This is a genomic window from Caldinitratiruptor microaerophilus (assembly GCF_025999835.1).
GTDB classification, from domain to species: Bacteria; Bacillota; Sulfobacillia; order Symbiobacteriales; family ZC4RG38; genus Caldinitratiruptor; species Caldinitratiruptor microaerophilus.
The window spans coordinates 1,345,145-1,364,350 of the sequence record NZ_AP025628.1 but is presented as its reverse complement, the minus strand read 5'-3'; the positions used below and the strand labels follow the sequence as shown (position 1 = coordinate 1,364,350).

At 71.7% G+C, this 19,206-nt stretch carries 21 protein-coding genes and 2 riboswitches; of the genes, 19 read left to right on the top strand and 2 right to left on the bottom strand.

The genetic code is table 11. The features are described 5' to 3' along the window. The first annotated feature begins 19 nt into the window (after window positions 1-19). The 3 genes from caldi_RS06620 to caldi_RS06610 all read left to right on the top strand — a co-directional run bounded on the left by caldi_RS06620 (window position 20) and on the right by caldi_RS06610 (window position 2,163). A complete protein-coding gene (locus caldi_RS06620; RefSeq protein ID WP_264844326.1) occupies window positions 20-250 on the top strand; it encodes a type II toxin-antitoxin system HicB family antitoxin in 231 nt (76 codons plus the stop codon). An 8-nt stretch (window positions 251-258) separates the two neighbouring features. After that, window positions 259-474 (top strand): type II toxin-antitoxin system HicA family toxin, encoded by a 216-nt coding sequence (locus caldi_RS06615; protein ID WP_264844747.1) that lies wholly within the window; start codon window positions 259-261, stop codon window positions 472-474. 120 nt (window positions 475-594) lie between these two features. After that, window positions 595-2,163 carry a recombinase family protein gene (locus caldi_RS06610; protein ID WP_264844325.1) on the top strand — a complete coding sequence of 523 codons (1,569 nt, stop codon included), beginning with the start codon at window positions 595-597 and terminating at the stop codon, window positions 2,161-2,163. A 108-nt stretch (window positions 2,164-2,271) separates the two neighbouring features. Here the strand turns inward: caldi_RS06610 and caldi_RS06605 are convergent, their stop codons facing one another. Next, entirely contained in the window at window positions 2,272-2,598 is a 327-nt protein-coding gene (locus caldi_RS06605) for a hypothetical protein (protein WP_264844324.1), read from the bottom strand. Between the two features lie 155 nt (window positions 2,599-2,753). Here caldi_RS06605 and caldi_RS06600 point away from each other — a divergent pair, with 155 nt between their 5' ends. From caldi_RS06600 to caldi_RS06550, 11 genes are all read left to right on the top strand, one after another. Next, on the top strand, window positions 2,754-3,659 hold the full coding sequence (locus caldi_RS06600) for a sensor histidine kinase (protein WP_264844323.1): 906 nt from the start codon (window positions 2,754-2,756) through the stop codon (window positions 3,657-3,659). Window positions 3,660-3,691: 32 nt separating this feature from the next. After that, window positions 3,692-4,414, top strand: a complete 723-nt coding sequence (locus tag caldi_RS06595; RefSeq protein WP_264844322.1) for a response regulator — start codon at window positions 3,692-3,694, stop codon at window positions 4,412-4,414. A 212-nt stretch (window positions 4,415-4,626) separates the two neighbouring features. Then, window positions 4,627-4,731: riboswitch (cyclic di-GMP riboswitch) on the top strand. A gap of 114 nt (window positions 4,732-4,845) precedes the next feature. Continuing rightward, window positions 4,846-5,058 carry a Flp family type IVb pilin gene (locus caldi_RS06590; RefSeq protein WP_264844321.1) on the top strand — a complete coding sequence of 71 codons (213 nt, stop codon included), beginning with the start codon at window positions 4,846-4,848 and terminating at the stop codon, window positions 5,056-5,058. Between the two features lie 135 nt (window positions 5,059-5,193). Beyond that, entirely contained in the window at window positions 5,194-5,589 is a 396-nt protein-coding gene (locus caldi_RS06585) for a TadE/TadG family type IV pilus assembly protein (RefSeq protein ID WP_264844320.1), read from the top strand. Then, window positions 5,561-6,481, top strand: coding sequence for a pilus assembly protein TadG-related protein (locus tag caldi_RS06580; RefSeq protein ID WP_264844319.1), 921 nt, complete (start codon window positions 5,561-5,563; stop codon window positions 6,479-6,481). The genes caldi_RS06585 and caldi_RS06580 overlap by 29 nt, the downstream gene beginning before the upstream one ends. Before the next feature lie 12 nt (window positions 6,482-6,493). Beyond that, complete coding sequence (cpaB, locus tag caldi_RS06575) at window positions 6,494-7,249, top strand: Flp pilus assembly protein CpaB (RefSeq protein WP_264844318.1); 756 nt, start codon at window positions 6,494-6,496, stop codon at window positions 7,247-7,249. A 5-nt stretch (window positions 7,250-7,254) separates the two neighbouring features. Beyond that, window positions 7,255-8,544, top strand: coding sequence for a response regulator (locus caldi_RS06570; RefSeq protein WP_264844317.1), 1,290 nt, complete (start codon window positions 7,255-7,257; stop codon window positions 8,542-8,544). A 6-nt stretch (window positions 8,545-8,550) separates the two neighbouring features. Further along, entirely contained in the window at window positions 8,551-10,122 is a 1,572-nt protein-coding gene (locus caldi_RS06565) for a CpaF family protein (protein WP_264844316.1), read from the top strand. Window positions 10,123-10,125: 3 nt separating this feature from the next. Further along, on the top strand, window positions 10,126-11,181 hold the full coding sequence (locus tag caldi_RS06560; protein WP_264844315.1) for a type II secretion system F family protein: 1,056 nt from the start codon (window positions 10,126-10,128) through the stop codon (window positions 11,179-11,181). 15 nt (window positions 11,182-11,196) lie between these two features. Next, entirely contained in the window at window positions 11,197-12,114 is a 918-nt protein-coding gene (locus tag caldi_RS06555) for a type II secretion system F family protein (RefSeq protein WP_264844314.1), read from the top strand. Then, complete coding sequence (locus tag caldi_RS06550) at window positions 12,111-12,494, top strand: DUF192 domain-containing protein (protein ID WP_264844313.1); 384 nt, start codon at window positions 12,111-12,113, stop codon at window positions 12,492-12,494. The genes caldi_RS06555 and caldi_RS06550 overlap by 4 nt, the downstream gene beginning before the upstream one ends. 104 nt (window positions 12,495-12,598) lie before the next feature. Here caldi_RS06550 and caldi_RS06545 read toward each other — a convergent pair whose 3' ends face one another. Further along, complete coding sequence (locus caldi_RS06545) at window positions 12,599-13,081, bottom strand: hypothetical protein (protein ID WP_264844312.1); 483 nt, start codon at window positions 13,079-13,081, stop codon at window positions 12,599-12,601. 694 nt (window positions 13,082-13,775) lie between these two features. Continuing rightward, window positions 13,776-13,870, top strand: a riboswitch (glycine riboswitch). Between the two features lie 70 nt (window positions 13,871-13,940). Here caldi_RS06545 and gcvT point away from each other — a divergent pair. From gcvT to caldi_RS06520, 5 genes are all read left to right on the top strand, one after another. Beyond that, complete coding sequence (gene gcvT, locus caldi_RS06540) at window positions 13,941-15,074, top strand: glycine cleavage system aminomethyltransferase GcvT (protein ID WP_264844311.1); 1,134 nt, start codon at window positions 13,941-13,943, stop codon at window positions 15,072-15,074. Between the two features lie 78 nt (window positions 15,075-15,152). After that, window positions 15,153-15,551 (top strand): glycine cleavage system protein GcvH, encoded by a 399-nt coding sequence (gene gcvH / locus caldi_RS06535; protein WP_264844310.1) that lies wholly within the window; start codon window positions 15,153-15,155, stop codon window positions 15,549-15,551. A 3-nt stretch (window positions 15,552-15,554) separates the two neighbouring features. Continuing rightward, on the top strand, window positions 15,555-16,895 hold the full coding sequence (gene gcvPA, locus caldi_RS06530; protein ID WP_264844309.1) for an aminomethyl-transferring glycine dehydrogenase subunit GcvPA: 1,341 nt from the start codon (window positions 15,555-15,557) through the stop codon (window positions 16,893-16,895). Next, a complete protein-coding gene (gene gcvPB / locus caldi_RS06525) occupies window positions 16,896-18,353 on the top strand; it encodes an aminomethyl-transferring glycine dehydrogenase subunit GcvPB (RefSeq protein ID WP_264844308.1) in 1,458 nt (485 codons plus the stop codon). Next, a complete protein-coding gene (locus caldi_RS06520) occupies window positions 18,335-19,168 on the top strand; it encodes a lipoate--protein ligase family protein (protein WP_264844307.1) in 834 nt (277 codons plus the stop codon). Before gcvPB ends, caldi_RS06520 begins: the two co-directional genes overlap by 19 nt. Window positions 19,169-19,206 lie beyond the last annotated feature (38 nt).

Sequence of the window (19,206 nt, the reverse complement as noted above, 5' to 3'; positions counted from 1 at the left end):
TTTGCGGAGGTGTTGCCGGGTGTCCAGGAGGTTCAAGGTCGTCGTGGAATGGGACAGCGACGGGCGGGAGTACGTGGCCAGGGTTCCGGCCCTGCCGGGATGCGTAACGCACGGTAAAACCCGCCCCGAGGTCCTGGAGCGGGTTCGAGAAGCCATAGAGGGCTACATCGAGGCCCTGTCCGCTTCAGGAGACCCGATCCCTCCCGGTGATGCGGACGTGACCATCGAGGAAGTGGAGGTCACGGCGTGAGTCCCAGGATGCCCCGGATCACCGGAGCGGAGCTCGTCCGGGCTCTCGTGCGAGCCGGTTTCGTCGTGGTCAGGGTGCGAGGGAGCCATCATTTCTTGCGGCGCCCCGGTGGTCGACTGGTCACAGTTCCCGTCCATTCTGGAGAAACGATCGGTCCCCGCCTCCTGGGTTACATCCTGGAACAGGCAGACCTCACTGTGGACGAGTTGAACGAACTCCTCTAAAAGTTCTAGTCCAAGCCCGCCCCCGGTAAGCGTACACCGGGGGTGGTGTGATGGACCGCCCGCCGGCCTGGCGCGTCGTCCGCGTGATCCGATGGCTACTTCACCGGTTGGAGGGTAGGAATGGGGACGGTTCTGACCGTCGTTCTGTACTACCGGGTGAGCACGGAAGAACAGGGGAAGCAAGGGTACTCGATCCCGGAACAGCGGGCCGCCTGCCTCGCGAGGGCTCAGGTACTGGCACGTGCAGCGGGGGCGGAACTCAGGACGTATGAATGGGAGGATCACGTTGGCGGTGACTGGCTTGAGCGGCCCGCGCTGGACCAGGTCAGGGAATTCATCGCTCGGAACAAGGTGGACTACTTCATCTGCCTGGACCCAGACAGGTTCAGCCGGAAGCTGGTGCACCAACTCCTGATCGCGGAAGAGATCGAACGCGCCGGCACCAAGCTGGAGTTCGTGCAGCACACCTACCGGAAAGACCCGGACGGCCAGGCGTTCTTCGCTATCCGCGGCGTGTTCAGCGAGTTGGAGAAGGCAAAGATCCTCGAACGCACCCGCCGCGGGCGTTCCGGCAAGATCGCGGCCGGCGGAATACCGCACTGGTTCCAGCCCTACGGCTACCGTTACACGGCCGGGGTCAAGAGCGGCCAGCCACTGGAAATCAAGCCGGAAGAAGCAGAATGGGTCCGGCGCATGTATCAGTGGTGCATCGAGGGGGCACCGGCGGAAGAGATCGCACGGCGGTTGACGGCCCTCGGGGTCCCCACGCCCAGGAGACGGCGGCCGCAGTGGAACCGGAGCACGGTGCACGACATCCTGCGTAACCCCGTGTACCGCGGGGAAGCCCGTCTCAACCGGGTCGACGCCGCCGGAATCCAGGCCCTGCGCCAGTTCCCCCCGGAGTGGCGACGGCAGCGCGGGCTCAAGCTCACTTTCCGGTCGCGTCCCCCGTCCGAGTGGCGGACCGTGCGGGTCCCGCCCATCGTGGACCCGGAAACCTGGGAGGCCGCCCAACGGGTGCTCGACCAGCACCGGACGGTGCGCTACACCGGGTCCGACCGTTGGCTGCGGGGGTTGGGTCGCTGCGGACTATGCGGCGGCCCGATCTACTACGGCGCCCACGGCGCGGGCGGCCGGCAGTACATGACATGCCGGAACCGATGGCAGCGCCGGTGCCCCCTGCCGAACAAACTGGCGACGTGGGTAGAGGAGGCCGTGTGGGCCACGCTTCGCGAGTGGATCCTTGACCCCCAACTCATAGCCCACGCCCTGGAGAGCTCGGCCGGTAACCCGGAGGAGCTTGCCCGAGTGGCCGCGGAGTTGGAGCAGGTCAGGCGCCGGCTGGAGGAGAAGTCGGCCGAGATCGAGAGGGTCGGACTCCTGTTTGCCCGGGGGCTTTGGGATGAAGAGCAGACCGAGCGAACCTTGCGGCAGCTGCGCGCCGAGCGGGACGAATTGCACCGCCTGGAAGCAGAGCTACAGGACCGTCTCCGGCACCTCCAGCCACGGGACACATCGGTCCGGGTAGCGAAGGCGGCCGAGTATCGGGAGCAGTTGGCCGGCGTCCTCGACCAGCTAGGGCCTGAAGAACGCCGGCGGATCGCACTGGAGTTGATGGACCACTTCGTCCTGCACCCGACCCCACACATGCATCGGCCCCGGGTGACGGTGATCCCCCGGGGCGAGTAGGCGACGTGTAACGCATGCACTACGAGGCCCGGGCCAGCTCGAGCCCGGGCCGTTAGCGCAGTCACCAAAGGGCGGCCGCTTACTACCGGCGAAAGGGTTCAGGGTCGTCTACTGCTTCACGAAGCAGTGACGAAGGTCGCCGCAGATGATGCGGCTCTCGAGGGCCCCCTGGAGGGGCTCCTGCTCATCGACTTCCTTCTGAGCGGTCTTGAAATTGATATTCTTCTTGAGTACGGCGTCGATGATGACCTTGGCCACGCACTTCTCGTTGGTGCTGACCACGCCGCCGACGCTGCACTGCGTGATCTCCACACGTTTCTCCGTGTCCTTGACCTCGAAAGCCGGGGGCCGGAGCGGGATCTCCGTGCAGATCAGGTGCTGAGTGGCCCCGAGGCCGAGCACGACCGGCACCTTCACGCACTTCAGGTGCGCCAAGGTGGTCACCTCCCTCAGATCTCTAGACCACGCTATGCCTGGGCCGGGGCCCATGGTGACAGAAACCGGATTACGGGCATGCCGGTGGGTGTGGCAGGATTCAACCTTTTGCTGGCCGAATACTTGGGCGAGCGCCAGGGGAGGGATGGCCTGCCATGGGAGGGCGTTCCACGCCAGTGGGGCCGGAGTCGGCCGCGCACGTCGCGCAGGCGTGGGTGGCTTCCCTGACGGCGGCCGAGGCCCGGGCCCGGCGCCTCGCCGGAGCCCTGGCGAGTCCCGCCGGAGCGGCGCCGGGTCCGGTGGCGGAGGCCATGAGGCTGGCGGACGACCTTGCCTCCCTGGCGCGGGAGGTCACGGCGGCATCCCGGCAGGTTCTCGGGCAACCCGGCGGCAGCGGGAGCGCCCGGGACATCGGCATGTCCGCGATCCGCATCCAGGAGGAGGAACGCCGGCGGGTGGCCCGGGAGATCCACGACGGGCCCGCGCAGCTCCTGGCCAACGTGGTGCTGCGGATCGACGTCTGCCTGCGCCTCCTGGACCAGGACCGGGAGCGCCTGCGCCAGGAGCTGAGCCAGCTCAAGGACCTGGTCCGGATCAGCCTGCAGGACGTGCGCAAGGTGATCTTCGACCTGCGGCCCATGGCCCTGGACGACCTCGGGCTGGTGCCCGCCCTGCGGGCTTACATCAAGGAGTACCAGTCCCGCACCGGCGTCGAGGTGGACCTGGCCAGCTTCGGCGCCGACCGCCGGTTCGACCCGGCGCTCGAGATCGCCGTCTTCCGCTCCGTCCAGGAGGCGCTCACCAACGTGGCCCGGCATTCCGGGGCATCGCGGGCCCAGGTGACAGTGGAGGTGCGCCAGGGCGAGTTGCGGGCCACGGTCCAGGACAACGGGGTGGGATTCGACCCGGCGCTGCAAGGGCGGCGCGAGGGGAGCTTCGGGCTCGCGGGGATGGCGGAGCGGGCCCGGGTGCTGGGGGGGTGGCTCGAGGTGGAGTCGCAGCCCGGTCAGGGCACCCGCCTCCAGTTCGTGGTGCCGGTTCTGCCGGCCTCGGACGCGTAGGGCCGGTGCAAGAAAGGGACGGGGGTGAGACGGTGGCGGACCCCGTGCGGATCCTGATCGCGGACGACCACACGCTGTTCCGTCAGGGGCTGCGCCGGGTGCTCGAACTTGAACCGGGTTTCACGGTCGTCGGCGAGGCGAGCACGGCCGCCGAGGCCGTCTCCCTCTGCCTCGAGCTCGACCCGGACGTGGTCACCCTGGACATCTCGATGCCTGGCGGCGGTCTGCAGGTGATCAGCCGCCTGCGCTCCCGCGCGCGCCATCTCGGCATCGTCATCCTCACGATGCACGAGGACCAGGAGTACCTCCTCCGGGCGATCCGCGCGGGCGCCCACGCGTACCTCGTGAAGGACGCGGATTCCCAGAGCCTGATCACCGCGATCCGCCACGCGGCGACCGGGCGATCGTACATGCACCCCACCCTGGCCGGCGAGGTGCTGCGCGAGCTCGCCCTGGGGCGGGAGCCCTCCCCGATGGGGCGAACGCTCCTCACCGAGCGGGAGCGGGAGGTGCTTCGGCTCGTGAGCCAGGGGGCGACGAACCGGGAGATCGCCCAGGCCCTCTGGCTGAGCCAGAAGACCATCAAGAACCACCTGACCCACATCTTCGAGAAGCTGGGCGTCTCCGACCGCACGCAGGCGGCGCTCTGGGCGATCCGGTCCGGCCTGGTTCCCGACCCGGGACAGCGCCGGGGCGGCGACGGCATCGGGGGCTCCCCGGGAGGAGACACCGGAGGTGCGGCAGCGAACCCCTGAGTGCGCCGGGCCCCGGCCGGACGGCCGGATTCGCCGGCGGCGGGGATGGGACCCCGGTCCCGGAAGGTGGGACCGGGGTCCCGGCGTGCCGGGACTCCGGTATCAGCGGAAAAATGAGACCGCGGACTCATGCGCCTGCCACGGTGCTCCTGCTACCATGGAGTCGCCGAGGGCAGGCGCCATGGGCGCCGGCAGGAAGGCTACCGGTTGCTCCCACGAAAAGGCAAACGCCGCGAAAGCGGCGGGCGCAAAGCCACGGGCCTACAGGCTGCCACCCTTCCCCCCGGGGTGGCGCCCATGGCAGCCGGGCTGCCGAACGGGACCGTGCCGGCCCATCCCCTTTCCCCCCGGGAGGAAGGGCGGCCAGGCTCCCGTCGGCCCGACGGACGGGAGTCTTTCTGCCCGACCCGGAGGGAAGGAGGGTAGAGGACATGCTGGCTCTGTACGTGCGGGCGAGGAACCTGTGGGCACGGCTCCGGGAGGAGCACGGCCAGGGCATGGTGGAGTACGGGCTGATCCTGGCGCTCGTAGCTGTCGTACTGATTGGTGTCCTGGGCACGATGACCGGCAGCCTGGACAAGATCTTCAAGAAGATCGCCGAGACGCTGAATGGCGTGGCGAACCCGCCTCCCAGTAGCAGCTAGCCCGGCGCCCCCAACCGGGGACGCCACGCCCCCGGCACCCCCACGGGGGCGGGACGCGAAGCGGATACCCACCTGCGCGAGGCCCGAGGCCCGACCTCGGGCCTCGTTTGCAGGATCTCCGGAGGTGGGGCGGCCGTGCGGTTAGGGTCCTTGCGGGGCCAGCGCGGCCAGTCCGTGGTCGAGCTGGCGCTCGTGCTGCCGATCCTCCTGCTGCTCCTGCTCGGGATGGTCGACTTCGGCCGCCTCGGTGCGGCGTACCTGTCCCTCCAGCACGCGGCCCGGGAGGGGGTGCGCCTGGGCATCACCGGGGCGACGGACGGCGAGATCGTCGAGAGGATCCAGGAGTCGGCGGCCGCCGTCGACGCCAGGCAACTCACCATCTCCATCGCCCCCCCGGAGGCGGAGCGCTTCCCCGGCGCGGAGCTGACGATCGAACTGGGGTACCCCTTCCGTCCGGTGACGCCCTTCATCGAGAACGTCATGGGAAGCGAGGCGACCCTCCGTGTCCGGCTGGTATCCCGTGTGGAGTGAGTCCCGCCGGTCTCGGGGCGAGCGCGGCAGCGTGGCGGTCCTGGTCGCCGCCGGCCTGGCGGCGCTGGCCGGCCTGGCCGCGCTGGTGGTGGACGCGGGCCGGCTGTACGTGACCCGCGCCCGGCTGAGCGCCGTGGCGGACGCCGCCGCCCTCGCCGGCGCCCCGTTTCTGCCGGACGACCCGGACGGGGCGGTCCAGACGGCCGCCCGGTACCTGGAGGCGAACGGCGTTCCGGCGGCCGGCGCGGCGATCGAGGTGGATGCAGCGCGCTCCCGCCTTCGGGTCGCCCTGCAGGCGGACGAACCCCTGTACCTGGCGCCGGTGCTCGGGTACCTCCGGGTGACCGTCCCGGCCGAGGCCGTCGCCGCCCGGCAGGTTCTCTCGGGTGCCCGCGGGGCGGTGCCCCTGGGGGTCCCCGAGGCCACGTACACCTACGGGGAGCAGGTGACCCTGAAGGGAGACGCCGGAACCGGGGCCATCAGCCCGGGCAACTTCCGCGCCCTGGCCTTCGAGGGGCGAGGGGCCAGCCGGTACGAGGAGCACCTCCGGGAAGGTTTCCGGGGGTGGGTGCGGGTCGGCGACGTGGTCGAGACCGAGCCCGGCGTGATGTCCGGGCCCACCCGCCGGGCCGTGGAGGCCCGGATCCAGGCGGACCCGGACGCGACGTTCCGCACGGTGCGCCCCGGCTCGGCGCGTCTGGTCACGGTGCCGATCGTGAGCGCCTTTCCGAACGGCCGCGGCGAGGTCACGGTGGTGGCCTTCGGCGTGTTCTTCCTGGAAGCAGTGGACGGCGCCAGCGTCACGGGGCGATTCCTGCGCTTCGTCACGACCGGCGAGGGCAGCGACAGCGCCCCGGACTACGGCGCCCACGTGGTGCGTCTCGTGAAGTAGGAGGTGGCTGGCTTGTCCGGCAGGTGGGCGCGCCTTTTCCTCATCCCGACCCTCGCCGGCCTGGTGGCGGCCAGCGTGGCCTACGCGGCGGTCGGCCGGAGGGCCGCCGGGGCCGCCGTCGAGATGGTGCCCGTGCTCGTCGCCCGGACCGCCGTCCCGGCCCGCACCCCCCTCACCGCGGACCAGTTCGAGGTCCGGCAGGCGCCCAGGGATCTCGCCGCCGGGGCGGTCTCCGGACCCGACGCGATCCGTGGCCGGATCGCGCAGACGGACGTGCCCGCCGGTGCGATCCTCCTGCAGAGCCACCTCGCCGACCCCGCCCGGGCGGCGCTGCCCTTCCGCATCCCGGCCGGCCGGCGGGCCGTCACGGTGGCGGTGAACGAGACGTCCGGGGCGGGCGGCTACCCTCAGCCCGGTGACCAGGTCGACCTCATCCTGGTCCTCTCGGAGCCCGGGGGCGGCGCCGGCTCCGGCCAGGGTGAGACTGCCGGCCGCCCGCGCACCGCCCAGGCGCGGCTTCTCCTGCAGGGGGTCACGGTTCTGGCCCGTGGCCCCGCCCCTGCGGCGAAGCCGGGGGACGACACGCCCAGGGCGTCCGAGTCCGCGCGGCTGACCTCCTACACGCTGGCCCTCACCCCGGCCGAGGCCGTGGAGGTCGCCCTGGCCGAGGCGGTGGGCCACCTGAAGCTCGTGCTGCGCCCGGCGGTGGCCGAGGCCGACGTGCCTCCGGTCATCCTGGACGACACCCGTTACGGTCTGGGGAGGTAGCGGCCGTGGCCGATCGGCTCGGGGTGATCATCGCGGACGATTCCGAGCAGGTTCGCCAGTCGATCCGGGCGATGCTCGGCCTCGACGAGGGCTTCGTCGTCCTCGGGGAGGCCGCCGACGGCCAGACGGCCGTGGAGCTCACCCGGAACCTCCGGCCGGACGTCGTCCTGATGGACGTGAACATGCCAGTGCTGGACGGCATCGCGGCCACTGCGGCCATCACGGCCTCGGGCGTCGGAGCCGGCGTGGTCATCATCTCCGTCCAGGGTGAGCCGGAGTACCTCCGCAGGGCGATGCAGGCGGGCGCCCGGGACTACCTGATCAAGCCCTTCACGTACGAGGAGCTGGTGAGCGCTGCGCGGCGGGCCGCCGGCCGGACCAGGGCCGATCCGCAGCCCGGTCCCCAGCGCCCGCGGGGCCAGGTGGTCACGCTCGTGAGTGCCCGGGGCGGGGTGGGGAAGAGCCTCCTCGCCTGCAACCTGGCGGCCTCCCTGGCGCTCAAGACCCGGCTGCCGGTGGCTGCAGTCGACCTCGACCTCGAGTTCGGCGTGCTTCACAGCCTCCTGGGGGTCCGGGCGGCCGCCACGTGGCTGGACGTGTGCCGCGTGGAAGAACCCCTCACCCCCGAGCACCTGCGGCGGGCCCTCACCCGGGGAGGGATTCCCGGGCTGGGCCTCCTGGCCGCGCCGCCGTACCCCCACCAGGCCGCCGAGGTCGACGGTGAGGGGCGTGCCGAACCCGGCCGCAACTACGTGGCGGAGGCGCTGGAGGCGCTCCGGCGGGAGCACGACTACGTGGTGGTGGACACCGGGCGGGGGCTGAGGGAGGGCGTGCTGACCGCGCTGGACCTCTCGGACCGAATCGTGGTGGTCTCCGTGCCCGAGATCCCGGCCCTGCAGAACACGGCGCGGCTGCTCGAGATCCTGGTGGGGCGCCTGGGCTACCCGCGCGAGCGCGTCGACCTCGTCCTGAACATGACCGGCAGCGCTGAAGCCCCGCGGCGCGAGGACATCGAGCGCAGCCTCCAGTATCCCGTCGCCCACGAGCTGCCCTGGGACCCGGCCTCGGCGTCGTGGTCGGCCAACGCCGGCCAGCTCCTGGTCACCCGCCGGGCACGCGTGGCCCTCTCGGAGGCGATCTCGGCGCTGGCCCACCGGCTGATCGCCGGCGCAGCGGACGGTGTCATGGCGTCTGCGGCCCACGCCTCGCCCGTGCCGGCTGGACCTGCGGCGGATCGAGGTCCCGGCCTCGGGCGAAGGATGCTCGGCCTCTTCGGCCTCGGCCTGGGGAGGTGAGCCCCGTTGAGCCTGTACAAGCGCCTCCAGACCAGGATGGAAGACCCGGCCCTGCGCACCGGCCTCGCCCTGGCACCCTCGCCTGTTCCGGCGCCCCCGCCTGCTCCGGCGGCGGACTCTCCGGCGGTTTCCGCCCAGCCTCCGGCCTCGGCCCCGGTCTCCTCGTCGCCTGCGGCCGACCGGGGCGGGCGCCTCCGGCCGGCCGGGGGCCACGGCAGCCCGCCCGTGCCCGACGGCGCCGCCGCCGCGGCCCCGGCGCGCCCCGCCGCGCCCCCGCGGTCGCCGGCCCCGTACCGCCGGCGGCCGGTCGATCCGGCGCTCAGGCAGCGCGTCCAGGAGAAGCTGGCGCGCACGCTGGACGGCCAGGTCCCCGCGACTGGCCGGGCCCGCGGGACGCCCGATGCGGGCGCCGCGGAGCGGGAGCGAGCGCTGGCGCTCATCCAGCAGGCGCTGGAGGACGAGGAGTCCGTCTCCCCCCTCGAGCGCGAGGCGGTCGCCCGGACGCTCTACGACGACCTCATGGGCTACGGGCCCCTCCAGCCGCTCCTCGACGACCCCGAGGTCAGCGAGATCATGGTGAACGGCCCGGACACGGTCTACGTGGAGCGGCACGGGCGCATCGAGCGCACCGACGTGCGCTTCGACGACGACGCCCACGTGCTGCTGATCGTCGAGCGCATCGTGGCGCCGCTGGGGCGGCGCATCGACGAGGCCTCTCCGATGGTCGACGCCCGCCTCCCGGACGGCTCCCGGGTCAACGCCATCATCCCGCCGCTCGCCCTGAACGGTCCGACCGTCACCATCCGGAAGTTCGCCCGGACCCCCATCACCATCGAGAAGATGGTCGAGTGGGGAACGCTGACCCCCGCCATGGCCAAGTTCCTGGAGGCGTGCGTGGCGGCGCGGCTCAACATCGTGGTCTCGGGCGGGACCGGTGCCGGGAAGACCACCGTGCTGAATGCCCTGTCGTCGTTCATCCCTCCGGACGAGCGGATCATCACCATCGAGGACGCCGCCGAGCTGCAGCTCCGGCAGGAGCACGTGGTCTCCCTGGAGGCCCGCCCTGCCAACATCGAGGGGCAGGGCGAGGTCAGCATCCGGGCCCTCGTCCGGAACGCCCTGCGGATGCGGCCGGACCGGATCGTCGTCGGGGAGTGCCGGGGCGGTGAGGCCCTCGACATGCTCCAGGCGATGAACACCGGTCACGACGGGTCCCTCACCACCGGGCACGCCAACAGCCCACGGGACATGCTCAGCCGCCTCGAGACCATGGTCCTGATGGCCGGCGTCGACCTGCCCGTGCGGGCGATCCGGGAGCAGATCGCCTCGGCGGTCGACCTCATCGTCCACTGCGCCCGCCTCCGCGACGGGACCCGCCGCATCACCCACATCACCGAGGTGCAGGGCATGGAGGGCGACGTCATCGTCCTCCAGGACCTCTTCGTCTACCGGCAGGAAGGCATGGACGGGGAGCGGGTGGTGGGACGGCACGTCGCCACCGGCATCCGCCCGCGCTGTTACGAACGCCTGGTGGCGGCCGGCCGGGAGCTGCCGCCCGAGATCTTCCTGGAGGGTTGAGCCGTGCTCTGGCCTGCCCTCATCTTCGCCCTCACGGCCCTGGCGACCGCCCTTATCCTCGGCCCGGAGGAGGGAGACCCCGTCCGCCGGCGCCTGGCCGACCTCGAGCGGTTGCGCCGGACGGCGGTGCCCGGCGCGGAGCCGCCCGGCGCCGTCGGGCCTCCGGGCGCGGGCGATCCTTCCGGCGACCCGCCGCTTCTTCGCCGCCGGTCCGCGGCGCGTGGTGCCGCCCGGGTCCTGGCGGCGATCGGGGCTCGCCTCGGCCGCTTCCGGGCGGGTCGCACCGGCGGGCGGAGCGCAGACCGGCCCCGGACTCCCCTGCACAGCCCGGCCTTCGAGCGGCTCCAGCAGGCCGGCATCCGCATGCTGCCGGGCGAGTTTCTCCTCCTGCGGATCGCGTCGGCGGGCGGGTGCGCCCTGCTCGGGCTGGCCTTGGGGCTCGGCCCGGCTGCGTGGGCGGCCGGGCTCGCCGGGTACGGGCTCCCCGCCCTCTGGCTCCGTCAGCGCCTGGCGCGCCGGCTGAGGGCCTTCGAGACCCAGCTTCCCGACGCCCTGGCGCTGGTGGCAGGAGCCCTGCGGTCCGGGTATTCGTTCCTTCAGGCCCTGGCCGTGGTGAGCCGGGAGATGCCGGACCCCGTCGCCGGCGAGTTCGCCCGGGTCCTGCGGGAGCACAAGGTCGGGGTGCCGCTGGAGGATGCCCTCACCGCGCTCAGCCGCCGGATGGGGTCGGCGGATCTCGACCTCGCCGTGACGGCCGTCCTCATCCAGCGGCAGGTCGGAGGCAACCTGGCGGAAGTGCTGGAGCGGATCGGCGGCACCCTCCGGGACCGGCTCCAGCTTCTGGGCCAGATCCGCACGCTCACGAGCCAGGGCCGGCTGTCGGGGTGGATCATCTCGCTGCTTCCGCCGGCGCTGGGCCTGGTGCTCTACGTCATGAACCCGGGACACGTGGGCCTCCTGGTGCAGCACCCCCTCGGCTGGGTGATGCTGGCCATGGGGCTCCTCATGCAGACCACCGGGATCCTGGTGATCCGGCACCTGGTCAACATGGACGTGTGAGGGGGGGTGGATGCGGTGCTCGAAGCCCTGATCGTGGGTCTCAGCTTCGCCGCCGGGGCGCTGCTCGCCGTCGCTGCCATGACCCCGGCCGCAGCGACCCCCCTGGCCCGCCGCCTGCAGGAGATCCACGGGCCCGGCGCCGCCGGAGCCCAGCCCGAAGAGCTCACGCTTCCCTTCACCGAGCGGGTGGTGCGGCCGCTGGTGGAGAGCGGACTGCGGGCACTCGGGAGGCTTCTACCCCGGGCGCTGGTGGACACCGCGCGGCGCCGGCTCGACGAGGCGGGCCTGCGGATCGACCCTGCGCGCTTCGTCGGCCTGCAGGCCGCGCTGGCGACCCTGGGGGTGCTAGGGGGCCTGCTCCTCGGCCTCGACCGGCTGCTGGCCGGGGCGCCGCTGTTGCCGGCCGTGCTCGCCTCCAGCCTCGGAGTCCTGGGCTGGCGCCTTCCCGGCGTCTGGGCGGCCCGGCGGGGGGCATGGCGGAGGCGCATGCTGGCCCGGGCCCTCCCGGACGTGCTCGACCTCCTGTCGGTCTCGGTCGAGGCCGGCCTGGGCTTCGACGGGGCCGTGCAGAAGGTGGCGGAGAAGTTCCCGGAGCCCGTGTCCGGCGAGTTCCGGGAGTACCTCCGGGACATCCGGCTCGGCCAGACCCGGGCCGACGCCCTGCGGGCCCTTGCCGACCGCTCCGGCTCTCCGGAGCTCCGGACCTTCGTCGCGGCCGTCGTCCAGGCCGATCAGCTGGGGGTGAGCATCAGCCGGGTGCTCAAGGCGCAGTCCGACGCCATGCGGCTTCGTCGCAAGCAGCGCGCCGAGGAGCGAGCCATGCAGCTCCCGCTCAAGCTCCTCTTCCCGCTGGTCTTCTTCATCTTCCCGAGCCTCTTCGTGGTCATCCTCGGGCCCGTCGTGATCCAGTTCCTGGGGGTGCTGCGCCCGTGAGCCGGCTCACCCGCCGGGTTCCGCCCGCGGTCCGGGTGCGCAACGATACCCGGGGCGCCGTCCTCGCCGAACGGGCCGCCGTGGCGGACACGTTCTGGCGGCGGCTCCGGGGCCTCATGGGCCGCACGGCACTGCGGGACGGGGAAGGCCTCGTGATCCGACCGTGCGCGGGGGTGCACGGCTTCTTCATGCGGATCCCGGTGGACGTGCTGCTCGTCGGCCCCGACGGGCGCATCCTGCGCGCGCTGACGCCCCTCCGGCCGTGGAGCCCCGGCGGTCTGGTGCCCGGAGCCCGGTTCGCAGTGGAACTCCCGGCCGGCACGGTAGCGCGCACCGCCACCCGGCCGGGTGACCGTATCGTACTGGAGCCGGTATCGTGAGGGTCACCCTGTGCGGGTGCGCCGGCGCTTTCGCAGCGAACGGCCCGAGCACCGGGTCTCCCGGTTCGAGCGCTCCGCCCCCGTTCTCACCGCATCGGGCGGGGTCACACGGTCCCGGCGGCCACTTTCCGCGCTGTAGGCCGGGCCGCCTTGCGGACGTAGCGCCGGCTGACCGTACGGAGGTACTGGACGACGGGGTCCTCCTCGTGGAGCTCTCGCAGGGGGAGGAGGCCCTCCAGCTTGGCCCGGAGCCGTTCGAAGGTCAGGTCCTCCGGGTGGATGAGAACCACCCTCACGCCGTGCTCCCTGGCAAGGGCGAGCTTGATGAGATCGCGCGCCCGCTGCTGTCGCTGCTTCTCGGGGTCGGGAAACGCCTCCGTAGGCTCGTAGTGCTGGCGACCCTGGAACTCGAGCGCCACGCCCTCCAAGTACCACCGGTCGAATTCGAGGCGTTCACCTGTGAGCGGGTTGACCAGAAAGCCGGGCCGAGCGTTGTCGTGAAACCGATTGCTTGCGACCTGCACGTTTGCCAGTTCCTTGATCACGGCCTCGCCCTTGTACGCTTCCCGTTCGAGCCGAATCTTCACGCGTTCAAGCTCGGCTTCACGCGCCGCACGGTGCGGGTCCAGGACCATGTAGGTGTTGGCGTCGTGTCCTGAACCGCGCTCCCAGTACAGGAACCGCTACAAAGAGTGTCGTGGTTCCCGAAGTGCACACAGGGCCCCTGTGAACGCGCCACCGGCCGATTGGTGTCGACAGAACACGGATATTACGTAAACAAAGCACATCAAGAATGCGCCGCGGCCCCCGCACTGGCACGTCGTGACGGGGGAGCGGTGCACTTCGGGTACCGCAACGAGGAGCGCTGCGGTTCCTGAAGTGCACTTCGTCCCGCGAGGCGCAACAACGTTCCGGAGCAGTGAACGGCTTGACCTCCACGGTTCGACGGCTCCCGCCCGAGACGCGCAGGACGGGTCAGATACGGGATCCCGCCGGACTGGCCAGCCGGGACGCTCTGTTCTGAGGCCGCTCCGGAGACGCCGATCGCCGCCGTGACGTCGTACCAGCGGGGGCCAGGCGTGCGAGCGGAGGCTTGACACTTCGGGACGCGTTTCCCTACGCTAAGCGTGGCAGACAAACCCATACCGGCCGGATGATGGCCCCGGGAGAGTCCCGGCGGGCCCGCCGGAGGAGCGGCGGTGCCGAACCGGGCGCCGAAGGAGCAAGGCCCTGCTGTGCTGGAGCCGGGCGGAAACTCTCAGGCAGGCGTGACCGGATGCCGGACGGGACTCTGGAGAGTGCCGGGACCACGCGGCCACCCAAGGGGTAACCCCGCAGCGGGGGAATCTCTCAGGTCACGGGACAGAGGGCACAGCGCAGGCCTGCCGCTGTGCCCTCGTGGTTTTCCAGCGCACACTAGGTCTGGCGGACGGGAGGTGGTGGGCCTTGGCAGAGGAGTTGCGCCGCACGCCCCTGTATGACGCCCACGTCCGGCTCGGCGCCCGGATGGTCCCCTTCGCAGGGTGGGAGATGCCAGTCCAGTACACGGGCATCGTGGAGGAGCACCGGGCGGTACGGACAGCGGCCGGTCTGTTCGACGTGTCCCACATGGGCGAGTTCGAGTTCACCGGGCCCGGGGCCCGGGAGGCCGTCGACCGGCTGGTGACGAACAACGTCTCGCGCCTCACCGACGGGAAGGCCCTGTACAGTCCGATGTGTTACCCCGACGGCACCGTCGTCGACGACGTGCTGGTCTACCGGCTCGGGCCGGAGCACTTCTGGATGGTCGTGAACGCGGCGAACACGGACAAGGACTTCGCCTGGGTCACCGAGAACACCCGGGACATCCGGGGGCTCGCGGTGCGCAACATCTCGGGCGAGGTCGCCCAGCTGGCCCTGCAGGGCCCGCGGGCTCAGGCCATCCTCCAGCCCCTCGCCGAGGCGGACCTGGGGGCCATCGAGTACTACGCGGCGGCGTACGGGGTGAAGGTCGCCGGCCTCCGGACGCTGGTCCTGAGCCGGACGGGGTACACGGGCGAGGACGGCTTCGAGATCTACGTCCCCGCCGCCGACGCCGCGACCCTCTGGCACGCGCTCCTGGAGGCCGGCCGGCCCCACGGGCTGCTGCCCGCGGGCCTCGGCGCCCGGGACACGCTGCGGTTGGAAGCGTCGATGCCGCTCTACGGCCACGAGATCGACCACACCACCACCCCGCTCGAGGCCGGCCTCGGCTCCTTCGTCAAGCTGAAGAAGGGGGAGTTCATCGGCCGTGAGGCGCTGGCCCGCCAGAAGGAGGAGGGCCTGCGCCGCAAGCTCGTGTGCTTCGAGATGCTGGACCGCGGCGGGATTCCCCGGCAGGGCTACGAGATCGCCCGGGACGGCGAGGTGGTGGGACGTGTGACCTCGGGCACGCAGTCGCCGACCCTCGGCAAGCCGATCGGCATGGGCTACGTCCCCGCCCACCTCGGCGCCGAGGGTACCGAGTTCGACGTCCTGATCCGTGGCCGGGCCCTGCGCGCCCGGGTGGTTCCCCGGCCGTTCTACCGGCGCACGGGCCCGGCGGCGCACCCGACGGCCTAGGCCGCAGACCGGCCCGGCCGCGGGCCAGTAGCACGACGAGATGGTCGTGCACGAGATCATCATGAGGAGGCATCGGCGATGGCAGATCTCCACTATCCGGCCGACCTGCGCTACACGAAGGAGCACGAGTGGATCCGGGTGGAGGGGAACGTCGGGACCGTCGGCATCACGGCCTTCGCCCAGGACCAGCTCGGCGACGTGGTCTTCGTCGAGGTGCCCGCCGTGGGGGCCGAGGTGGTTCAGGGCAAGCAGTTCGGCACCGTGGAGTCCGTGAAGACGGTGTCCGACCTGTTCTCCCCGGTCAGCGGCAAGGTGGTCGAGGTCAACAAGGCCCTCGAGGATCACCCGGAGCTCGTCAACCAGGATCCGTACGGCCAGGGCTGGATGATCAAGGTCGAGCTGAAGGACCCGGCCGAGCTGGACGCGCTCATGGACAGCGCCGCCTACCAGGCCTTCCTCAAGGAAGCGGGGCACTGACCCATGCGCTACATCCCCATCACCGAAGAAGAGAAGGCGGAAATGCTCCGGGACATCGGCGTGAGCTCGACGGACGAGCTCTTCGCCGACATCCCGGAGGCCGTGCGCCTGAAGCGGCCCCTCGACCTGCCGGCGCCGCGCAGCGAGATGGAGATCCTGGCGGAGATGCGCCGGCTGGCCGGGAAGAACGCGCACACGGGGGACCACGTCTGCTTCCTGGGCGGCGGGGCCTACGACCACTACGTGCCGGCCGTGGTGGATGCCATCGTGCGCCGGGGCGAGTTCCTCACCGCCTACACGCCCTACCAGCCGGAGATCAGCCAGGGCGTGCTCCAGTCGATCTACGAGTACCAGACGATGATCTGTGAGCTCACCGGCATGGACGTCGCCAACGCCTCGATGTACGACGGGGCGTCCGCCATGGCCGAGGCGGCCGTCATGGCGATCGGGACGACGGGCCGGCGCCGGGTGGTCGCGGCCCGCAGCGTCCACCCCGACTACCGCCAGGCCATCCGCACCTATACCCACGGACTGGGCGCCGAGGTGGTGGAGGCGCCCATCGCCGACGGGGTCACCGACCTCGCCGCGCTGGAGCCCCTCATCACCGCCGAGACCGCCGCGGTCATGGTCCAGATGCCGAACTTCTTCGGGGCGCTCGAGCCGGTGCGGCAGATCGGCGAGCTGGCGCACAGGGTGGACGCCCTGTTCGTCGTCGCCGTGGACCCCATCTCCCTCGGCGTCCTGGAGGCACCGGGCAACTACGGGGCGGACATCGTGGTGGGCGAGGGGCAGGCGCTCGGGCAGCCGGTCTCCTTCGGCGGGCCGTGGCTGGGGATGATGGCCACCCGGCAGGAGCTGGTGCGCCGCCTGCCCGGCCGGATCGCCGGCGCGACGGTGGACGCCCAGGGCCGGCGCGGCTTCGTCCTCACCTTGCAGGCCCGGGAGCAGCACATCCGGCGGGAGAAGGCGACCTCGAACATCTGCACCAACCAGGCGCTGAACGCCCTGGCGGCGACGGTGTACCTGAGCTGGCTGGGCAAGAAGGGGCTGCAGGACGTGGCCCGCCAGTGCCTGCAGAAGGCGCACTACGCCTGGGAGCGGATCACCGCCCTGCCGGGCTGGGAGCCGGCCTTCCGGGCGCCGTTCTTCAAGGAGTTCACCGTGAGGAGCCCCGTCCGGCCGGAAGTGGTGAACCGGCATCTCCTCGACCGCGGCATCCTGGGGGGCCTCTCGCCCTCGGGCGCCTACCCCGAGCTGGCGGGCGCCATGATCTTCGCCGTCACGGAGAAGCGCACCCGGGCCGAGATCGACGGCCTGGTCGCCGCGCTCAGGGAGGTGAAGTAGGTGGCGACGGAACCCCTCATCTTCGAGCTGAGCCGCCCCGGCAAGCGGGCGTACTCCCTGCCGGCGCTGGACGTCCCGGAGAAGCCGGTGACCGACCTCCTCCCGGCCGACCTGGTCCGCCAGGAGCCCGCCAACCTGCCCGAGGTGTCCGAGGTCGAGGTCGTCCGCCACTTCACGCGCCTCAGCCGCATGAACCACGGGGTCGACGTGGACTTCTACCCGCTGGGCTCCTGCACGATGAAGTACAACCCCAAGGTGAACGAGGAGGCCGCGCGCCTGCCCGGGTTCGCCCTCAGCCACCCGCTGCAGCCGGAGGAGACGGTGCAGGGCAACCTGGAGCTGCTGTGGAACCTCGAGCGGTGGCTCTGCGAGATCACCGGCATGGACCGGATGAGCCTGCAGCCCGCGGCCGGCGCGCACGGCGAGCTGACCGGCATCCTCGTGATCCGGGCCTACCACGAGTCCCGGGGGGACCATGCGCGGCGCAAGGTCATCGTGCCCGACTCCGCCCACGGCACCAACCCGGCCACGGCGGCCATGGCGGGCTACGAGGTCGTGACGGTCCCCTCCGACCGGGACGGCAACGTGGACGTGGCGGCGCTGCGGCAGGCCGTGGGGCCGGACACGGCGGCGCTCATGATCACGAACCCGTCGACCCTCGGCCTGTTCGACACGAACATCCTCGAGATCGCCGACATCGTCCACGCCGCCGGGGGCCTCATCTACTACGACGGGGCGAACCTCAACGCCATCCTCGGCTACGCCCGCCCCGGCGACATGGGCATGGACGTCGTGCACCTCAACCTGCACAAGACGTTCTCGACGCCCCACGGCGGCGGCGGGCCGGGCGCCGGGGCGCTCGGGGTGAAGAAGGCGCTCGAGCCCTTCCTGCCCGTGCCGCTCGTGGTGAAGGAAGGCGACCGCTTCCGCTGGGATTACGACCGCCCGCAGTCCATCGGCAAGGTGCGCTCGTTCTACGGGAACTTCGGGGTCGCGGTGCGGGCGGCGGCCTACGTCATGGCCTACGGGCCCGAGCTCAAGCAGGTGAGCGAGCACGCAGTGCTCAGCGCCAACTACATCCAGGCGCACCTCAAGCGGCTCTGGGACCTGCCGTACGACCGCTTCTGCAAGCACGAGTGCGTCCTCTCCGGCCGCACGCTCAAGCAGGAGACCGGGGTGCGGACGGCCGACGTGGCCAAGCGCCTGCTGGACGAGGGCCTGCACCCGCCCACCGTGTACTTCCCCCTCATCGTCGAGGAGGCGCTCATGATCGAGCCCACCGAGACGGAGCCCAAGGAGACGCTGGACCGCTTCATCGCCGTGATGCGGCAGATCTACCGGGAAGCCCACGAGGACCCGGAGCGGGTCAAGGGCGCGCCGCACCGCACCCCCGTCGGGCGGCTCGACGAGGCCCTGGCCGCCAGGAGGCCGAATCTGCGGTGGCGCCCGCAGAGCTGAGGGAGAGGCGGTGGCGCCTCGTCGTCAGCGGCTTCGCGGACGCCGCGACGAACATGGCCGTGGACGAGGCCATCCAGACGGTGCACGCCCGGGGCGAGGTGCCGCCCACCCTGCGCCTGTACGGCTGGCGGCCGGCGGCGGTGTCGATCGGGTACTTCCAGCGCATGGCGGCGGAGGTGGACCTCGACGCCTGCCGGCGCCTCGGCTACGGGTACGTCCGCCGGCCGACGGGCGGCCGGGCGATCTTCCACCACGTCGAGCTGACGTACAGCGTCGTCATCCGGGAGGAACTGCTCCCGGGCAGCGTCCTGGAGACGTACCGGACGCTGGCCGGGGGGCTCGTGGCGGCCATCCGCCGCCTGGGCGCCCCGGCCGAGCTGGCCGGCGGCGAGCCGGACCCCCGGCTCGGCGGCGAGGCGTCGGCGGCGTGCTTCGACGCCCCGTCGGCGTACGAGCTCGTCGTGGGCGGGCGCAAGGTGGTGGGCAGCGCCCAGACGCGGCGGCACGGGACGATCTTGCAACACGGCAGCGTGCTCCTGGACCTCGACGCCGAGCTGCTGTTCACGCTCCTGCGGGTGGACCCCGAGAAGCGCCCCGCGGCCGTCGCCCACCTCCGCAGCCGTGCCGCCGGGCTGCGGGAACTGCTGGGGCGGGAGGTCACCTGGGACGAGGCCGCCCGGGCGTTGCCGGAGGGCTTCACGGAGGCGCTCGGCGTGGAGTTCGTCCGGGGTGAGCTCACCCCCGCCGAGCGCCGGCTGACGGAGGAGCTGGTGACGACCCGCTACGGGACCGACGCCTGGAACCTGCGGCGCTGACGCACGGCCCTCCGGGCGACCGGCCCGCACGGGCGGCG